The sequence below is a fragment of the Variovorax sp. dw_308 genome (assembly GCF_019207085.1).
GTDB lineage: Bacteria > Pseudomonadota > Gammaproteobacteria > Burkholderiales > Burkholderiaceae_C > Variovorax.
Genome location: NZ_JAATOM010000049.1, coordinates 1 through 17,174 on the forward strand (window position 1 = coordinate 1; position 17,174 = coordinate 17,174).

At 63.0% G+C, this 17,174-nt stretch carries 19 protein-coding genes; 17 read left to right on the forward strand and 2 right to left on the reverse strand.

The window, feature by feature from the left end; all coding sequences use genetic code 11:
* Nucleotides 1-176: 176 nt before the first annotated feature.
* The 11 genes from HCU76_RS35480 to HCU76_RS35530 all read left to right on the forward strand — a co-directional run bounded on the left by HCU76_RS35480 (nucleotide 177) and on the right by HCU76_RS35530 (nucleotide 7,818).
* Nucleotides 177-1,460 (forward strand): AAA family ATPase, encoded by a 1,284-nt coding sequence (locus tag HCU76_RS35480; protein WP_218511953.1) that lies wholly within the window; start codon nucleotides 177-179, stop codon nucleotides 1,458-1,460.
* A gap of 109 nt (nucleotides 1,461-1,569) precedes the next feature.
* Nucleotides 1,570-2,196, forward strand: a complete 627-nt coding sequence (locus HCU76_RS35485) for an MbcA/ParS/Xre antitoxin family protein (protein WP_218511954.1) — start codon at nucleotides 1,570-1,572, stop codon at nucleotides 2,194-2,196.
* A gap of 166 nt (nucleotides 2,197-2,362) precedes the next feature.
* On the forward strand, nucleotides 2,363-2,596 hold the full coding sequence (locus HCU76_RS35490; protein WP_218511955.1) for a BPSL0761 family protein: 234 nt from the start codon (nucleotides 2,363-2,365) through the stop codon (nucleotides 2,594-2,596).
* Between the two features lie 109 nt (nucleotides 2,597-2,705).
* Nucleotides 2,706-3,164, forward strand: a complete 459-nt coding sequence (locus tag HCU76_RS35495; protein WP_218511956.1) for a hypothetical protein — start codon at nucleotides 2,706-2,708, stop codon at nucleotides 3,162-3,164.
* A 69-nt stretch (nucleotides 3,165-3,233) separates the two neighbouring features.
* Nucleotides 3,234-3,917 carry a hypothetical protein gene (locus HCU76_RS35500; RefSeq protein ID WP_218511957.1) on the forward strand — a complete coding sequence of 228 codons (684 nt, stop codon included), beginning with the start codon at nucleotides 3,234-3,236 and terminating at the stop codon, nucleotides 3,915-3,917.
* A 186-nt stretch (nucleotides 3,918-4,103) separates the two neighbouring features.
* Nucleotides 4,104-4,796 carry a helix-turn-helix domain-containing protein gene (locus HCU76_RS35505; RefSeq protein ID WP_218511958.1) on the forward strand — a complete coding sequence of 231 codons (693 nt, stop codon included), beginning with the start codon at nucleotides 4,104-4,106 and terminating at the stop codon, nucleotides 4,794-4,796.
* Between the two features lie 1,034 nt (nucleotides 4,797-5,830).
* Nucleotides 5,831-6,016, forward strand: a complete 186-nt coding sequence (locus tag HCU76_RS35510; RefSeq protein WP_218511959.1) for a BPSL0761 family protein — start codon at nucleotides 5,831-5,833, stop codon at nucleotides 6,014-6,016.
* Between the two features lie 118 nt (nucleotides 6,017-6,134).
* The gene (locus HCU76_RS35515) at nucleotides 6,135-6,539 is read left to right on the forward strand and encodes an S-adenosylhomocysteine hydrolase (protein ID WP_218511960.1); all 405 of its coding nucleotides are present in this window, start codon (nucleotides 6,135-6,137) and stop codon (nucleotides 6,537-6,539) included.
* A 91-nt stretch (nucleotides 6,540-6,630) separates the two neighbouring features.
* Complete coding sequence (locus HCU76_RS35520) at nucleotides 6,631-6,801, forward strand: hypothetical protein (RefSeq protein WP_218511961.1); 171 nt, start codon at nucleotides 6,631-6,633, stop codon at nucleotides 6,799-6,801.
* A gap of 4 nt (nucleotides 6,802-6,805) precedes the next feature.
* A complete protein-coding gene (locus HCU76_RS35525; protein WP_218511962.1) occupies nucleotides 6,806-6,973 on the forward strand; it encodes a hypothetical protein in 168 nt (55 codons plus the stop codon).
* Between the two features lie 161 nt (nucleotides 6,974-7,134).
* Nucleotides 7,135-7,818 carry a metallophosphoesterase gene (locus tag HCU76_RS35530; RefSeq protein ID WP_371319958.1) on the forward strand — a complete coding sequence of 228 codons (684 nt, stop codon included), beginning with the start codon at nucleotides 7,135-7,137 and terminating at the stop codon, nucleotides 7,816-7,818.
* Between the two features lie 712 nt (nucleotides 7,819-8,530).
* Here HCU76_RS35530 and HCU76_RS35535 read toward each other — a convergent pair.
* Nucleotides 8,531-8,722 (reverse strand): hypothetical protein, encoded by a 192-nt coding sequence (locus HCU76_RS35535; protein ID WP_218511963.1) that lies wholly within the window; start codon nucleotides 8,720-8,722, stop codon nucleotides 8,531-8,533.
* Nucleotides 8,723-8,829: 107 nt separating this feature from the next.
* Nucleotides 8,830-12,045, reverse strand: a complete 3,216-nt coding sequence (locus HCU76_RS35540) for an error-prone DNA polymerase (protein ID WP_371319959.1) — start codon at nucleotides 12,043-12,045, stop codon at nucleotides 8,830-8,832.
* A gap of 65 nt (nucleotides 12,046-12,110) precedes the next feature.
* Here HCU76_RS35540 and HCU76_RS35545 point away from each other — a divergent pair, with 65 nt between their 5' ends.
* The 6 genes from HCU76_RS35545 (at nucleotide 12,111) to HCU76_RS35570 (ending at nucleotide 17,065) form a co-directional block, all read left to right on the forward strand.
* Entirely contained in the window at nucleotides 12,111-12,332 is a 222-nt protein-coding gene (locus tag HCU76_RS35545) for a hypothetical protein (protein ID WP_218511964.1), read from the forward strand.
* A 57-nt stretch (nucleotides 12,333-12,389) separates the two neighbouring features.
* Entirely contained in the window at nucleotides 12,390-12,572 is a 183-nt protein-coding gene (locus HCU76_RS35550) for a hypothetical protein (RefSeq protein WP_218511965.1), read from the forward strand.
* Nucleotides 12,573-12,729: 157 nt separating this feature from the next.
* Nucleotides 12,730-12,906, forward strand: a complete 177-nt coding sequence (locus HCU76_RS35555) for a DUF3606 domain-containing protein (RefSeq protein WP_218511966.1) — start codon at nucleotides 12,730-12,732, stop codon at nucleotides 12,904-12,906.
* 24 nt (nucleotides 12,907-12,930) lie between these two features.
* Nucleotides 12,931-15,582 (forward strand): DNA ligase D, encoded by a 2,652-nt coding sequence (gene ligD, locus HCU76_RS35560; RefSeq protein WP_218511967.1) that lies wholly within the window; start codon nucleotides 12,931-12,933, stop codon nucleotides 15,580-15,582.
* A gap of 218 nt (nucleotides 15,583-15,800) precedes the next feature.
* The gene (locus tag HCU76_RS35565) at nucleotides 15,801-16,262 is read left to right on the forward strand and encodes a DNA-binding transcriptional regulator (protein WP_218511968.1); all 462 of its coding nucleotides are present in this window, start codon (nucleotides 15,801-15,803) and stop codon (nucleotides 16,260-16,262) included.
* A 251-nt stretch (nucleotides 16,263-16,513) separates the two neighbouring features.
* The gene (locus HCU76_RS35570; RefSeq protein WP_371319960.1) at nucleotides 16,514-17,065 is read left to right on the forward strand and encodes a phospholipase D family protein; all 552 of its coding nucleotides are present in this window, start codon (nucleotides 16,514-16,516) and stop codon (nucleotides 17,063-17,065) included.
* Nucleotides 17,066-17,174 lie beyond the last annotated feature (109 nt).

A 17,174-nucleotide genomic window follows, 5' to 3' on the forward strand; every position in this document is an offset into this window, starting at 1 on the left:
TCGCCGCGTTGTGCATGAGCGCGAGTTCAAGGCAGCGCAACTGCAATGGATGGCCCTGGAGAACGATCTGCTCGAACGCGCCGGCCGTGCCGCCTCCCTTGGCGATCAAGATGCTTCTGGGGAGCCGTGCCCATGATCGCAGCGGCACCACGCAAGAGCTTCCAAGGAGGCCGAGCATGAAAAGCGCAACGCGCGATCAGGACGTTCCCCCGGGCTACGCGCAGTACGTTCCGGATTGGATGCGATCGCAGTATTCGCCCACGCCACTTCTTGTGCCGGTCGCGGTCCAGGAAAGTCTGCTGCAGGCGCAGGAACAGAGAAGGGCCGAGCTGGAGGAAATAAGGAAAGCTGAAGCAACACGCTTGGAAGAACAGCGCGCGAGCAAAAGCAGGGCTGAATCTCCCAAGGCTGTAACAGACGTCTTCGAGCGTGCCGACGAGCGCGATGCCCTGATCCGGGCGTTCGAGCGATATGTCGCCACGAGTGATCGCACTCGCTTTTTCATGGTTCTCTCGGGAAATGAATTGCTGCGCATCACCGAACTCGTCCTCAGCTGCCGCGATGACGCCGACAAAAAGAACGACCTCGAGTTGCTGCGAAAGCTCTTCGACAAGGGGCCGCTGCGGGCGATCGCGAACCCGGCTTTCGATCCGGCGCGGTGGCAGCGATCGCTCGCCCGGCTATACGACACGCACCCGCACTTTCGGGAGGTGACCGACTGCGTGGCGCACCGCGTTTGCCTGTCCATTGCAACAGGTGAACCTCTCTGGATTCCGCCTCTTCACCTGACGGGCCTACCGGGCGTCGGCAAGACCCGTTACGCCAACGACCTGGCTGAAGCGCTCGAGGCTCCAATTCGACGCCATTCGATGGAAAACGCGCAAGCTGCCGCAGCGTTGCTTGGCACGGAGCGTCACTGGAGCACAGCAGCTTTCGGGATGGTCTTCGAGCAGGTCCTGCTGGGCACACATGCGAACCCCGTCTTTCTGATCGATGAACTCGACAAGGCAGCCGCGGGTGGCAACTGCAATCCGACGGGTCCGCTGCATTCATTGCTGGAGCCGGAGACGTCCGCGAACGTGGTCGACGCCATGCTGGGCATCACCTTCAACGCGCGGTTGGTGATCTATATCGCGACCTCGAATGACCGCAACAAGGTGCCTGAGTCGATCCTCTCGCGCTTCAGGGAGTTCGAGATCTCGCCGCCGATGGGCGAGGAGGCACTTCAACTCGCACGGGTTGTCGTGCGAAGTGCCGTTGCCGATGCCGGGGTCGTTGATTTCGCACCGCCGGAAGACGCCTGGGCCCACAAATTGGCGTTTTATACGCCGAGGGAGATCGGCCAGCACGTGCATCTCGCCATCGCACGTGCCGTGGCAAACAACCGGCGCCACCTGACGGCGGCGGACTTGCCAACCGATCCGGACGATCCAGTGCGCAAGAACCGATACCTCCATTGACGACCATGAATACTTCTTCGAAACGAACGATGACTGCCAACTCCGCGTGCGAGGCGACATTGATCATGCCTACCCCTGACGCCGAGGCCCTTGTTTCGAGGATCAGCCAATGACCACGCCACAGGAACGGTTCGAAGCATTTCTCATGGCAGAGAGGCTCCTCCAGGGCATCGTCAAGGCCTACGTGCAGAAGACGAAGCGCGGCACAGCGTTCCCTGAGGAGGACCTTGTGCTCGCAGCCAAAGAGGTGCTGCGCTACTACCCGAGTCCGCTCGAGATCGAACGGGCGGCAGATGAACGAAGGAGCATGCAGATCTGGATGGCCAGAGAGGTTCGGAACGCGGAGCAAGTGGACGATGTCTTTGGCCGACTGCAAGAGGCCGTTGCTCATATGAACGCGAAGACAGCGCTGGACCAATTGGCGTTCGACTGCGACGCCTATATGAACAAGTGGCTCTATACCAGGCACCCTGCGCTTAGGTATCGCGAGCCTGCCGTTTTCTTGGACGCATCAAGCAATCTTGAAATGTTCGTCCAGCTATGCCAGGCCGAGACGATCGCATTGCGCGAAGCTTCGCGCGTGTTCGGCAGCGAGGATGCGGCCTATCGATGGCTGCGCAAATTCAATCGCCAGCTTCTCAGCATCCCGCTTGCGATTTTGGACTCGGACTTTGGGCGACGCGAGGTTATGGGCGAATTGCGTCGCCTGGCGCTCTACGCCCAGTTGGCGAAGTGATGCACAGTGCGGACCCGCGCGACATGCCTCAACGCGAGCGACGGCTTCGCATCGTGATTTTCGAAACCAACTTCAACCGGCCGAAGCACCGGCGCTTGGTGACGAAGTGGCACGCACTTCAGCCGGATCAGCTCACGCAGAGATCAACGACGGAAGGAACGACATCATGACCATGGGATATGAAAGACGCCGGGCTATGGAATGGGCGGGTGAGACGCTGAGGGATCTTGTCTATCAGCGTGAGAAAGAGAAGGAACTTTGGGGGGGACCGGTGCCACCCAAACTTCGAGAGTTGGCTAAGCGGATTCTGCGCCATTACCCAGAACCATGGCAGATCGATATGGCTGCACAGAGCGAAGAGCCATTGAATTCGTGGATCAGCGAGGAACCAGAGCGGTGATGAACGCCTGTGCACGCCCCGCTGACGATGGAGTGGAACGCACGCGGCGAAAACGCGTCCGGGTGACGGTCGCAGCGCGCGGGTCGCGACATTCCTCGAGAGGCATCACATGACACCGGGGCAACTAAAGGCGCTCTTTCCCTACATGTTCGAGGGCGAGGCCATCAGCATGGAGTTCTACGACGGGTGGCTCCCCATCTTCGCGCAGGCCTGCGAGCAGATCGACGAAGTGCTTGGCGACAACAAACGCGGGTTCTATTGGAGGCAGGTGAAGGAGAAATTCGGGACTGCCCGGTTCTACTACCGCATGGACGGGAAACGTCGTCTTGTCGTCGACGTGATCGGCGGCGCAGAGGGAAACATTCTGATCAAGATGCCAACGAATGCTGGCGATTCGGCAGCCGATCGCATCGACGCCATCGTCGATCAAGCGGAAGAGCGAACGCGAACGACATGCATGGTCTGCGGTGCGCCAGCGCGAACCCGGCCCTACGACGGCTACTACCTGACGGTTTGCGCATTGCATGCGCCGCCCATTGAACGGTTCAATCGCTCGGGAGAACGTTGAATGCGTGCGCGCTCGCCCAACGCCTGGAAAGTGTATGAGGACCCGAGCCTTCACCACGAGGAATCCACAGTGACCAATTCCATGGCTACCCAGCCCGGCGATAAGCAACTGCGCCGCAAGGGCACGGCCACAGCGGTTCACGCGCAGGAAATGAGCGACCTGAAGGCGGCGGTCGCTCGAATGAGCGCTGTGCTCGAAGCGTGCGATGTCATCGTACGCGCACTCGCGCCCGAGAACGCTCCCGGTTTCATCCGGGCCCAGGAGCTGTTGACGCAGATTTTGACGGCGGCCAACAAGCTGGAGCGGGAGTCGGTGCAGGAGATCGTGGATGGAATCAAGGCGCAACACCGAGAGGTGCTCCGAACCAAACTCGAACTGCGCGCGATCAAAGCCGTCATGACGGGCACCGAGTGGCGCACCGCTGCCGAGCTCGGACGCCTTTTCAATCCCAACGTCGTCAATGCACGCTCGGGCGTAAATCGTTGGCGGGCGAACGGTCGCATCTTCGGCATCGATCATCAAGGCAGGGAGCTGTATCCGGCCTACGTCTTCGATGCAACGTGGAGGCCTCTGCCGGCGATCAGGAAGGTCCTCGATGTCCTGACAGGCCTTCCGCCTATCCTCATCGCGGGCTGGTTCGAATCGACCAGCTCGGCGCTCGGCGGGAAGCGTCCGCGGGAACTCATCGCGAGCGATCCAGATGCCGTGTTGGCAGCCGCCGAAGACCGCGTGACGCGTGAGAATTATGGGTAGGCCAAAGACCCCCGCCACATCTCCGGCCCGGCACCTACGCCATGGGCACCTTGCTGCATTGGCATATCACCGACTCCACTCTTCAGCCGCCGCAGATCGGTATGCATCCGGTGATCCCGTCTTGAGTTCGAGCCTCGCAACGTGAAGGATCGCGTCCACTTACGTCTAGGACGAACAGGAAAAGCAATGCCCCGCTCTCGCCGTGACATCAAGACAAGCGTCCCTGACAACAGCGTCCTCAGCCTTTTGGACCCGCTCCATGCGCTTGCAAACGCGATTGGAAGGGCTGTAGCAGGACAGGTAGTGAAGGAAGGGCGCCAAAAATCAGAAACCAACAAGGCGATCAAAGTTCTCGATGCCAAAAGTATGCATACCAGCGTCGATGCACTCCACGCGCATGTCACCGCCATTGCGGGCATGGCCCTTGCCCAGTTGCTGATTGTTCCCACGGCCGAGGCACGGGCACTGCGCATGTCCCTGATCCTCAGGCTGGCCCGCGAAGACCTTCGCATTGCCAAGGCTTCCTCGATGGAGGTGCGAGACCCCTTGCACGATCGACTGCTGACAACGGCAGAGGCCGCCTCGATGCTTCAGACGAGTCGGCCGCACGTTTCGATGCTTTGCAAGGCAGGCAAGCTTGGTGAAGTCGTGTTGACCAGGCGAGGACGTCGGCGCATCCAGGTTTCTGCAATCCAGGCACACCTCTCCAATCTCGTGACGCCCCAGGAAGGCGGGATGTCGCTGCGACAGGCAGGTATCGACGCTGGCTTGTATGACTATCCCGACTGGCACTTCTTGAATGCGTGCCGTGGAGAAGATGCTGCCGCAGGCGCCAGGAAAGCTGCCCCTGCAAAGTCAGCCCGAAAGGACCGTCGGTGACTGTCGCGATGCCTCCATCGTTCAGGCCTCTGCGCAGCAAAGGCTGCTTCCGACAGGAAGCAAGAGGTGAACGCCACCGGGCCGCAGTGGCTCGGCCGCAATTGGGCACCCGGGTCCAGCGCGCACGTGCGGCATCTGGATGTCGTTGCACCTCATCGGGGACGATCCAGGCGGCGACCGTTCTCACAATGTCAAGGAAGTGCGATGAGCCAACGAATCATGCGCATCGTTATGTCGGGGCCTTTTCGCGACTACATTCTTGGCCGTGTCGCGCGCGGAGGCTATGTCAACCCCAGTGAATACATCCGCGAACTGGTTCGCCGTGATCAGGAAACGCAGGCCTACAAGCGACTGCGCGACCTGATACATGGGACCGAGGTCCGAGAGGGAGTTGCGACGCACCAGGCCACGTTGACGGGTTCGGAACGGGTGACCATTCCGCAAGAGATTCGCGACCGACTTGGCCTGAAGGCGGGGGGGCAAGGTGTCATTCGCCGTTCTGGACAACGCCTGCGTTGCCATGTGGCACGAAACCTTGCGCTTGGCTGCCCCTGCAAGCTCGCCTTCCAAACGAGATCGATCATGAGTCGCGAAGATTCTGAGGCCCTTGACAGATCGGGGGCAACCGTGGACACAGGCGCTTCCAGTTGGACGTTGCCATTCCTGATCTCAGGGACTGCCTTGCTTCGCGAAGGTTCGTGCGGGACCGCATGCGTTGACGATACGGGCCTAGATGCACGGGACCGCGCCGCTGCTCGAGAAAACGCGTACGCTCGCCTGCATGGCCTTGCTCGTGATCAGTCTCATGCTCACCTTGATGGTGATCACAAACGTCTCCATCGGCGTCCGACTCCTGGTGGACAGGAGATCCAAGCGAAATTCCGCTCGGTAGGTGCCTTCGCATCTGCTTTGGAAGGCTTGCGCGCACGTCGCGATCGGCGGTCAGTAGCGAGCAGCACGTATCGCGTGCCTGGATGTTGCCGCGGCCGCGGACCCGATGACTTCTCGAATGTTTGCAGAAGGAGTCTCGCGACATGACTCTGCCATTTCAACGGACGCGGGCGTTGCTCGACGCCGCGAAGCTGCTGCGTGAGATGCAGGACCCCGAAAACGGTTCGCCTACCCGGATGCAGCGGCGCGCCGGATCGACGCTCAAACACTTTCCGTCGGCGCACGAGATTTCATCGCGTGGGCCAAGCGCTGCCAGAAAAATTCGGTGAGATTCCACCACGCTTCAGGTGATTTGATGAGTACTGGATCGGCTGCGCCACGTCGGTTCGTTCAGGCTCTCGCGGGCACTCTGCGTGATATGCCGGATCCGTCTGTCGTCGCTGTGCCATGACCGTCCTTGATCGAATCGAGCATCTCTTGTCGACCCGAGTGGACATGCTCGTGTTTCTACGTTTGGACTTTCGCGGTTTCGGCAGCGACTCGCAGGTGGGCCGCGCTCTGAATGATCTTGTGGGTCGGGGAGTCATCGTTCGCTATGGTGTCGGCGTCTATGCAAGGGCGAAGCCAAGCGTGCTGTCCGGGCGACCCATTCCGGTCAGGCCGCTTGAAGTACTCGCACCGCAAGCGCTTGCGCGCCTTGGTGTCGAGGTAAGCCCGTCGAGGCTTGTCCGCGAATACAACGCTGGTCGAACCACGCAGGTTCCGTCCGTTCTGTATCTGGGTATCGGCTCAAGGCGGATCACGCGAAAACTGGGGTTCAACGGCGTGTTCGTTCGATACGAACGAGGTTGAGATTGACCGATCGCTGTATGCAGAGATCACACGCGAAAAGTTCACGGCGAGTCAAGCGCGGTCTTGCAGCGCTGCAAAAGAGGAGACCCACATGGATAGATACATCTGGAGCGTTCGGAACAAGCAGGAAGACATCGCGCGGGCCGTCATTGACAACGACGGCGCATGGGCCGCGATGGCGGCGCACGAAATCGTGATGCGTGCGTCTCACGCTATCGGCCGCATGGCAAGACCTGCGTGCAAGGGGCCGCAAAGGTCCTGATCGGGTGGGAGAACTGCTCGCCGACATTCCGCGCCTTGGAGAAGAAATCTCTCGGGCTTACAAGGCCGCAAAGCCGGAAGACTTGGCAACAGTATTCGCTGAACTGGATGCCTTGGTGACCGAGCTGGAAGCCGCATGGAAGGAAGTCGCCCCTTCGACGTCACGGGACTGAACTGCCTTCGGCTATCGATCGCTGTATCGACCATGCACATTGCCACCACCCATGATCCCATGGCGATGGAACATCATTTCCACATGCTGAGCGCATCATGAAACCTGCTTGTCCTCTCCGATCTTCACGCCGAGTTCGAGACATTCGAGGTGCCGAATGGCTTGGAATACGACCTTGCCATTCTGGCGGGCGACATCGTTGCGCCCGGCCGTGTGGTCGCGCCTTGGCTGCGCCGTCCGGCCCGCTTTGGCAACAAGCCGGTGGTGCACGTCGCCGGCAATCACGAGTACTACGATTCTGTGATGGACCAGGAGGAAGCCAGGATGCGCCGAAATGCGGAAGAGAATGGCGTTCAGTTCCTGGACTGCAACGAGCTAGTTGTCTCCGGCGTGCGCTTCCTGGGCTGTACGCTGTGGACCGACTTTCGCTTGCGGATTGACAACGCAGGCGACGCCGGCCAGCCCGTACGGCTGTTGTCGGATCAGAATCGTTCGATGGCAGAAAGCGCGGTCTGCCTGGCCGATTACAGGGCGATCTGGGTCGACGACCCCGACACTTCCAACTCCCTGGGCACGAGGCGCCTGGTGCCGATGGACACCGTGCAACTCCACCTGCGGCATCGCGCTTGGCTGCGCCAAAAGCTCGCAGAGCCGTTCGACGGGCCCACAGTCGTGGTCACGCATCATGCCCCCCATCGCAACTCGCTGGCGCTTCGTTACGCCGATGATTGGGTATCCGGTGCCTTCGTCAACAAGTTGACGCCCGAGTACTTCAAGGTTCCTGGTTTGTGGATGGTGGCCACACGCATGACAGTTTCGACTGTCAGGTGGACGGATGCCGTGTGATCTGTAATCCCCGCGGCTACATGATGCGGCGCTGGGGAGAGTTCGAGAATCCGATGTTCAATTCCGCGCTGGTGATTGAGGTCTGACTTCGGCGAGGACTGATTGCAAAGTACAGACGATCCTCGTAGAACCCGAACTCGTAGAGAAGGGAGCAGTCACGAACCCCACGGGGCACTTCCGCAGGCCCCCTGCGGAGCCGCCCACAAAGTCGCGTGATGGCGGCTACTCAAGTGCCAGCTTTTGTGGTTAGGCGTTGCCATTCCTGTTTTGAGGGAGTTCTTCGTTCACTCGATAGGTGCCATCACAATTGGCTTGATGGGCTTGCGCGTACTGCGCGATCGGCGGTCGACAGGACGGGCAAGTTGCGTGTCGGGTGTCGAGGAGCCGGGGGACCGTAGACCTCCGCCTGCTTGCTGCCATTCGAACGTACACAGGCGTTGCTCGACGCCGCGAAACTGCCGCGTGCCCGGATGACGCAAAAAATAGGCTTCAACGGAAAGTTCGTTCAATGCGAGCGGGGTTGAGAGTGACGGAAGGCCCACATGGATTCATACATCTGGAGCATTCGAAACAAGCAGGAAGACATCAAGCGAGTCCGTCGCTGGCAATGACGGCGCGTGGGCCGCGATGGCGGCCTGCGAAATCGTCATGCGCGCGTCTCACGCTACGGCCGAAAAGTCGCTTCTCGTCCACGGACAGGAGGAATGCACCTTCAGGCAAACGGATCATTCGCGCTGTCGGGCAGCATCGCGAGGATCGCTTGCGGCTCGCCAGCGACCACGTAAATCACAGGCAAGGTTCCGGGTATCGGAATGCAGAAGGCCGCAGCACCGCTGACGGCAAAGAGTGCGCCGGCAGCTTCGACTACGGCTCGTTGTAGGTCTTCGAGTTCGCGGGGTGGCATGAGGTCATTGTGGGTCTTCGCGGCCTTTACGAAGTCTCGAGCGATCCGACGTGCAGCTTCTCGTCGTATGGCCATCGTGTTTGCTTGATCCCCCAAATCGCGCAGCGCTACCTGAAGTCACGGCTCGAGGCGCGCAGCCGACCGAGCAGCCGGTCATGATTGACCAGCTTCTGGGCGATCAGCGACTGCACGCCTTTTTCAGACTGCCACGTGCCCTGGACGCTCAGCAACATCGATCCGCGAAGCGCTGCGCGCTGCGCCTCGGCCACGCTCGGCCAGACGATGATGTTGACGGTACCCGTCTCGTCTTCCAGCGTCGCGAAGATCACCCCGCTCGCCGTGCTGGGCTGCTGCCGGTGCGTCACGATGCCACTCGCGCGCACCTGCTCCTTGTCCCGGCCATTGCGGCGCAGGTCCTCCGCGGTGCGGATGCCCCACCGCACCAGCTTCGGGCGCAACAAGGCCAGCGGATGGCGGCGCAAGGTCAGACCCGTGGAGGCGTAGTCGTCCGCGATGTCGGCGCCTTCGGCCGGCGCGCGGAACGCCACCGACTCCTCGTGCGTCGGCGCCTCGCGCAGCAGCTCGGTCGGGCGTGTCTCCACCCCGACGGCTTCCCAGACGGCGTTCGGCCGGTGGCCCGCGAGGCTGCGCAACGCGTCGGCCGCCGACAGGCAGCGCAGGTCGTGCGCATCCAGCACGGCGCGCCGGGCCATGTCCTCGACATTGACGAACGGCGCCTTGATGCGCTCGGCCACCAGCCGCTGCGCCGCGGCCTCGCGCATCCCCACGATGCGCGACAGGCCGAGGCGCACCGCGCGCAAGGGTTCGGCAAAGGTCATGTCCCACCTTGAGGATGAAGGCGACGACGATGACACGGGCGGCGCCTGCGCTTCCTCCTCGAGCGTGCTGAACCAGCCGCTCACCGTCACATCGACCGGGCGCACCACCACGCCGTGCTCGCGCGCATCGCGCACCAGTTGCGCGGGCGCATAGAAACCCATCGGCTGGCTGTTGAGCAGCGCGGCCAGCAGCGCATCCGGGTGGTGGCGCTTGAGCCAGCAGCTCACATACACCAGCAAGCCGAAACTGGCCGCATGGCTTTCCGGGAAGCCATAACTCCCAAAGCCCTCGACCTGTTTGGAGATCCGGTCGGCAAAGTCCTGCGAATAGCCCTTGGCCAGCATGCGGGCGACCAGTTTCTGCTGGTGCGGCTCCAGGCCGCCACGGCGGCGCCAGGCGCCCATGGCGCGGCGCAGCTGGTCAGCCTCGCCGGCCGTGAAGTCGGCCGCGAGCATCGCGATCTGCATCACCTGCTCCTGGAACAGCGGCACGCCCAGCGTGCGCTCGGTCGCCACCCTGATCTCGTCGCTCGGGTACTCGATCGCCTCCTCGCCGGCGCGGCGTCGCAGGTAGGGGTGCACCATGCCGCCCTGGATCGGCCCGGGCCGCACGATCGCGACCTGCACCACAAGGTCGTAGAAGCGCTCGGGCTTGAGCCGCGGCAGCATCGACATCTGCGCGCGGCTCTCGATCTGGAACACACCCACGGTGTCGGCCTGCTGGATCATCGCGTAGGTCAGCGCGCATTCCGCAGGCACCTGCTGCATCCCGAAGGGCTGGCCGAGCTTGGCCGCGACGAGGTCAAGGGCGCGATGGATCGCCGTTAGCATCCCGAGCGCCAGCACGTCGATCTTCAGCAAGCCCAGCGCATCGAGGTCGTCCTTTTCCCACTGCACCACGGTGCGGTCGTCCATCGCCGCGTTCTCCACCGGCACCAAGCGGCTGAGCTTGTCGCGTGCAATCACAAAGCCGCCGGTGTGCTGGCTCAAGTGACGCGGGAAGCCCCGGACCTCGTTGGCCAGGGCCAGCCACAGGCGGACCTCGCGCTGCGACGGGTCGAGGCCGCACTCAACCAGGCAGGCATCGGTGATCCATTCCCGTTCGTTGCCATAGGCGGTCCGGGCCAGCCGCTCGACCGTCTCCAGCGCAAACCCGAGCGCCTTGCCGACATCGCGCAGCGACGACTTGGTCCGGTAGGAAGTAATGACACCGGTGATGGCCGCTCGGTCGCGCCCGTACTTGCGATAGATGTATTGCATGACCTCTTCGCGGCGCTGGTGCTCGAAGTCGATGTCGATGTCGGGCGGCTCCTTGCGCTCCACGCTGATGAAGCGCTCGAACAGCACGTTCATGCGCGCCGGGTCGACCTCGGTCACGCCGAGGCAGTAGCAGACCGCCGAATTGGCCGCCGAGCCGCGGCCCTGGCACAGGATGCCGCGCGCGCGGGCCCAGTGCACGATGTCGGCCACCGTGAGGAAGTAGGGTTCATACGCCAGCTCGGCAATGATCGCCAGTTCGTGCTCGAGTTGCGCGCGAACCTTGTCCGGCAGCCCGGACGGAAAGCGCGCCAGGCTCCCCGCATAGGTGAGCTTGCGCAGGTGCGATGTCGGGGTCTCGCCGTCCGGCACGATCTCCTGCGGGTACTCGTAGCGCAACTCCTCCAGGCTGAACGTGCACAGGCCCGCGATGCGCACGCTCTGCTGCAGCCACTCCGGCGGAAACAGCCCTGGCAGCAGGGAACGCGCGCGCAGGTACTGCTGCGCGTTGGCAAGCAAGTCAAAACCGCAATCGGCCACCGTCCTGCCGATTCGCACCGCTGTCAGCACGTCCTGCACCGGCTTGCGGCTTTGCGTATGCATCAGCACGCTTCCCGTGGCCACGATCGGCACGCCGGACTGGGCCGAGGCCTGTTCGGCGATCCACAGGCGCAACTCGTCGTCCATTCCCAACGGGCGGCTGCAGGCAATCCAGCCACGCTCGCCGAACCAGGTGCGCAGCCACATGGCCTGCGCGAAGAGGCCTTCCACGGTGGCGTCCGCCGCGGGCAGCAGCAGCGCGATGCAGCCGCTCATGCCGGCCAGGTGCGGGGCCTTCGGTGCCTTGCCCTCGACATCGGCCACCAGCGCTTTGTAGAGCCCCTTGGCGGCCCGGCGACGGCCCAGGGTGATCAGCTCGCACAGGTTGCCGTAACCCCGGCGGTCCTGCGCCAGGAAAACGACGCGGGCGAACGGGGTGTCGCTGCCCGTGGTGAGCAGGATCTCGCTGCCCACGATGAAGTGCAGCCCGCACTCGCGCGCCTCCAGGTGCGCACGCACCACGCCAGAGACGGAACACTCATCGGTCAAGGCCAGCGCGGTGTAGCGCTTCTCGGCCGCGCGTCGGACCAGTTCCTCGGGCATCGAGGCGCCGACCAGGAATGTGAAATTGGAGCGGCAGTGCAACTCGGCGTAAGCGGGGGGAACGGGCGGGTCGGACGGGATCACGGAGCACGGACAGAGGTATCAAGGTCATTACTGTACATACATCCAGTAGTTCCGTATGATGCGACATGGACGAATTTCCCGTTCCCGACCAGTGGCAACTCCAGGAACAGCTCTGGATCGGTGCCTGTGCGCATGCGTTGCAGCGGCGCTGGCGCACGGTCGATCCCGACGAACTGGAAGCCGTGGCCGCCGCGCTGGCACGCGACCCGGTCTTGCGCGCACTGTCGCCGACGGAAGCGACGGTGCAATGGCTGCGCCCGATCGGCAGCGATCCGGTACGGCACTGAAGCGCCCTGCCGTAGCGCGCCTATGCGCAGTGGTGTCCGCCATGGCATGCTCGGCCGATGGTCAAGCCGCGCCAAACCGATCTTGAATTGACGCCTCCGCAGCGAGCGGCGATCCGCCGGAAGACCAAAGTGCGCGGTGCATCGACGTCGCGTCGCCGGCCGCTGTTGATGGACTACCAGACGTGGATCGACATGACCGCGAACACGGTCAGAAGCGCGCCGACAGCGGAAGCACCCTGAGCGCTGTCGGCAAGGAGGACACCACTTCAGCCTGCGTTGTGCTTCGATGTGGAGGCATCGGGCTCAGCGCGGCTCGCAGCCTTGTTGGGGCACCGCCCTACATCGTCGCCAGGCCCACCGCAGTAGCCTGTGCATTTGTGTTTCAGATGGAGACCTCATGAGCGACGACAAGACAAAGACTGGGCAAGACCGCAAGCTGATCAGCCTGAAGGAGGACTACGAAGTCCGTGACTGGTGCAAGAGCCTGGGCTGCACGCCGGAGCAGCTCAGGGCCGCCGTGAAGGCGGTCGGCCATTCGGCTGATGCGGTCCGCAAGCACCTGGCCAAGGCATAGGCATCCCAAGCGTGGCGTGACGCCGTGGCAGAAAAGCGCATCGACCCGCTGGCGCGCTACTGGGCCAAGCGCGACTTCGGCATCACGGCCGAGCCGCGCGGCGAGCATGTCCAGGATCGCGAAGGCGCTCTGAGCTTCGTGGTCCAGAAGCACGCGGCGAGTCGGTTGCACTATGACTTCCGCCTCGAACTCGATGGGGTCCTGGTCTCGTGGGCGGTACCCAAGGGGCCGAGCTTCGATCCGACCGACAAGCGAATCGCGATCCACGTGGAAGACCATCCGCTGTCCTACGGTTCCTTCGAAGGCACGATCCCGCCGAAGCAGTACGGTGCGGGCGAGGTCATTGTCTGGGATCGCGGGACCTGGGAGCCAGTCGGCGATCCGCGCCAGGGCATGTCCGTGGGCAAGGTGCTCTTCAAGCTGCATGGTAAGAAACTGAAGGGACTCTGGGAACTCGTGAAGATCGCCAAGGGTGGCGAGAAACAGGAACCGTGGATCCTGTTCAAGAAGCGCGACGCGTTTGCGCGTCCGAAGGCCGAGTACGACGTGCTCATGGCGTTGCCCGACAGCGTCATCACCGGGCCTGCTGGGGTACGCGGCAAGAAGAAGTCCGCGGGGCCCACTTTGGCGGTGGCTACGCCGGCGGGAAGCGCGAGAGCAGGGGCAAGAGTAGGGGCAAGAGTAGGGGCAAGAGCAGGGGCGAGCGCAGGGGCAAGGGCAGGGGCCGGGGAGGGCGCCAGCGCACAGGCAGCAGGTGCAATCAAGGCGCTGCTGCCCGAAAAACTCTCTCCGCAGCTGGCGACGCTTGCCACGGGCGTGCCGCGTACCGGTGAATGGCTCTATGAGATCAAGTTCGATGGCTACCGTCTTATGGCACGCATCGACAAAGGCCACGCGCGTTTGATCACGCGCGGAGGTCACGACTGGTCATCGAAGATGCCTGGCCTTGTTCGCGAACTCGAGGAGCTGGGCCTGAGCTCCGGCTTCCTGGACGGCGAGATCGTGGTGCTGGGACCGGGCGGTTCGCCCGACTTCAATGCGCTGCAGAACGCCTTCGACCGCGGGCGTGGCGCCGACCAGATCGTGTACTTCCTCTTCGATGTGCCCTTCTTCGAGGGGTATGACCTGCGCGCCGTGACGCAGCGCGAGCGCCGCGCGTTGCTCAAGGCGCTCCTCGACGAAAAGGGAACCGAACACGTGCGCTACAGCGCAGACTTCGACGGCGATCCGGCCTCGATCCTTGCATCGGCCTGTCGCCTGAACCTCGAAGGGCTCATCGCCAAGCGCGCGGATGCACCGTATGTCTCGCGCCGATCCGACGCCTGGCTGAAGCTCAAGTGCAAGCTGCGCCAGGAGTTCGTCGTGGCCGGCTACACGCAGCGTAGCGACAACGCTGCGCAGGTGGGCAGCCTGCTGCTGGGCGTGCATGCACCTGACGGCACGCTGGTGTCAGCGGGCAGCGTCGGCACCGGCTGGGATGTGCAGACGGCGCGCGAGCTGAAGGACAAGCTGGCGCCACTGCAGATCAAGACGGCTCCGTTCGCCGCCGGTCCCGCCAAGCCCGGCCGGTGGTCGAAACGCGCCGCCGGCGCCGAGCGATGGGTCGAGCCCCAACTCGTGGCCGAGGTCACCTTTGCCGAATGGACGCCGGACGGCCAGGTACGCCACGCGTCGTACCTGGGCCTGCGCAGCGATAAGCCGGCGCAGAAGATCGTGCGCGAGACGGCGAAGGTCGTCGACGGCCCGTCCGCGGCGACGACATCTGGCCAGAAGGCGAAGGGCACTTCATCTTCCGCCAGGATCAAGGTGAGCAACGCGGATCGCGTGATCGATGCCGCTACCGGACTCACCAAGCTGGACCTCGTGCGCTACTACGAATCAGTGGCGGACTTCATCCTGCCGCACCTCAAGGGTCGGCCGGTGTCGCTGGTGCGCGGACCGCAGGGTGTTGCCGGCCAACTCTTCTTCCAGAAGCACGGCGAGAAGATCGGCATCCCCGGCATCACGGAGCTCGACCCGTCCTTGTGGCCAGGCCATGCCTCGTTGCTCGAGGTCGCGAACGCGCAGGCGCTCGCCGGTGCGGCGCAGCTCAATGTCATCGAGTTCCACACCTGGAATTCAACCAAGAAGGCCATCGACCAGCCCGACCGCATGATCTTCGATCTGGATCCCGGCGAGGGCACGTCGTGGGCACACATCCAGGAGGCGGCCGTCCTTACGCGTGCGTTGCTGAACGAACTCGGATTGAAGTCCTGGTTGAAGACGAGTGGCGGCAAGGGGCTGCATGTCGTGGTGCCCTTGGCACCGCGTGTCGACTACGACACCGTCAACGCGTTTTCCAAGGCGATCGTCCAGCATCTGGCGAAGACCATCCCGTCGCGCTTTGTCGCCAGGAGTGGGGCCAGCAACCGCGTGGGCAAGCTCTTTGTTGACTACCTGCGCAATGGCCACGGCGCGACGACCGCGGCGGCCTTCTCGGCGCGCGCGCGGCCAGGTCTCGGCGTGTCCATGCCTGTCGCATGGGACGAACTCCAGAAACTGAAAAGCGGCGCTCACTGGAGCATCGTCACCGCGCGAGAACACCTGTCATTCCAGAAGACAGACCCTTGGGCCGACTATTGGAAGGCGAAGCAGTTGTTGACCAAACCCATGCGTGTCCTGGGTTTCACACGTTGAAGTCGTCGGGGCAGTGTCACGTCTTGGCCCGAGCAGGGTGAGACCCTTCATTGACGCACGCTTGTCGATTTGGGAGTGCATCGACCCTACGGGTTCACATACGGCAAGTTCCTGCTGGTATCTTCGCCACGATTGCGCCACTGCCTGCGCAAGCTCCGCCGACGCATCTGAACGACCAGTCTGGCAAGTGCCAAATTCAAACTTACTCAGGACCAAACATGTCGAATATTGCTTCTATCCTCAAAGCGGAGATCGTGCGCGTCTCGCGCAAGGAAGTGCGATCGGAGATCCTGGCGGTCAAGAAGGCGAATGCCCAGCATCGTGCTTCCATCGCGGCATTGCGCCGCGAGGTGGAAACGTTGCGCAAGGAGTTGCGGCGCTCGATGAAGACGCGGCGTTCGCAGCAACCTGACGAAACTGCCGGTGCTCGCGCCGACGAGGGTGACGTGAGTGCGCGGCGGTTCAGTGCGAGTCGACTCGCCGCACACCGCGGGAAGCTGGGCTTGTCGGCGGCGGCCTATGGCAAGTTGGTCGGTCTGAGCGGCCAGACCGTTTACAACTGGGAGCAGGGCAAGTCCAGGCCCAGCGCGCAGCAGATTCAACAACTCGCCGCGCTCAAGGAAATGAAACCTGCGGCCGTGTTCGAGCGTCTCGGGATTGCAGGGTCGGAGCGCGGATGATGGAGCGATTGCTGCGAAGTTTGTAGCGAACTCCATTGCGGCTGAAGCTCCGCGTCCATCGGAATCACCCTGCCGGCCCGCAGAAAGATCGACTGCGGAATGTGATGCCGAATCGCGCTCGAGCTCGGGATCAACCAGACCGGCGCACATGTCAACGCGCTGCGCAAAATGCCGCGATCGCCCACGTCGTGCACACCACTGTAGAGTGGTCTTTCCAAACCCAAGTCATTGCACAAGCTCACCCTTTGAGAATCCTGATTCGTACTCTGTTGGTGGTCGCGTTGACCGCTACCGCTGGCTGCGCGACCCAGCCAGCACCCGCAGGCGCTGCGGCGCCCGCAGCCCGCATCGAAGTTGCCTTTTCGCCGGAAGCAGGTTCCGAAGCGCTCGTCGTCAAGGTGCTCGATTCGGCACACCAATCCATCCGTCTGGCCGCCTATTCGTTCACGTCGCCGGCCGTGGTCCGTGGTCTCATGGACGCGAAGCGTCGCGGCGTGGACGTGAGGGTGCTCGTCGATGACAGGGGCAACAGGGGCAAGTCGAGCATCGCGGCGATGAACCTCATCGCAGGGGCCGGCATTCCGATCCGCGCGATCTCCTCCTATGCGATCCATCACGACAAGTACATCGTCGTCGATGGCAGGCACACGGAAACCGGCTCCTTCAACTACAGCCAGGCCGCAGCGAAGTCCAATTCGGAGAACGTCCTCGTGGTGTGGGACAACCCGAGCGTGGCCAAGCGCTACCTCGCGCATTGGGAGAGTCGCTGGGCGCAAGGCTTTGCAGTCGAGAGCAGCTATTGATCGACGGGCATCGGTCTGGAGGACGCAGCCGCTGCTCGCTCGCTACGGCGCATCGGGCGCGCGCCGTCGCCCATCCTCAACGCGACGGCGGCAGGGGTCTGGATAGGGG

Coding starts and splice junctions, on each gene's coding strand:
- HCU76_RS35480 (WP_218511953.1), top strand. CDS start 177: ATGAAAAGCGCAACGCGCGATCAGGACGTTCCCCCGGGCTACGCGCAG.
- HCU76_RS35485 (WP_218511954.1), top strand. CDS start 1,570: ATGACCACGCCACAGGAACGGTTCGAAGCATTTCTCATGGCAGAGAGG.
- HCU76_RS35490 (WP_218511955.1), top strand. CDS start 2,363: ATGACCATGGGATATGAAAGACGCCGGGCTATGGAATGGGCGGGTGAG.
- HCU76_RS35495 (WP_218511956.1), top strand. CDS start 2,706: ATGACACCGGGGCAACTAAAGGCGCTCTTTCCCTACATGTTCGAGGGC.
- HCU76_RS35505 (WP_218511958.1), top strand. CDS start 4,104: ATGCCCCGCTCTCGCCGTGACATCAAGACAAGCGTCCCTGACAACAGC.
- HCU76_RS35510 (WP_218511959.1), top strand. CDS start 5,831: ATGACTCTGCCATTTCAACGGACGCGGGCGTTGCTCGACGCCGCGAAG.
- HCU76_RS35515 (WP_218511960.1), top strand. CDS start 6,135: ATGACCGTCCTTGATCGAATCGAGCATCTCTTGTCGACCCGAGTGGAC.
- HCU76_RS35520 (WP_218511961.1), top strand. CDS start 6,631: ATGGATAGATACATCTGGAGCGTTCGGAACAAGCAGGAAGACATCGCG.
- HCU76_RS35535 (WP_218511963.1), bottom strand. CDS start 8,722: ATGCCACCCCGCGAACTCGAAGACCTACAACGAGCCGTAGTCGAAGCT.
- HCU76_RS35545 (WP_218511964.1), top strand. CDS start 12,111: ATGGACGAATTTCCCGTTCCCGACCAGTGGCAACTCCAGGAACAGCTC.
- HCU76_RS35550 (WP_218511965.1), top strand. CDS start 12,390: ATGGTCAAGCCGCGCCAAACCGATCTTGAATTGACGCCTCCGCAGCGA.
- HCU76_RS35555 (WP_218511966.1), top strand. CDS start 12,730: ATGAGCGACGACAAGACAAAGACTGGGCAAGACCGCAAGCTGATCAGC.
- HCU76_RS35565 (WP_218511968.1), top strand. CDS start 15,801: ATGTCGAATATTGCTTCTATCCTCAAAGCGGAGATCGTGCGCGTCTCG.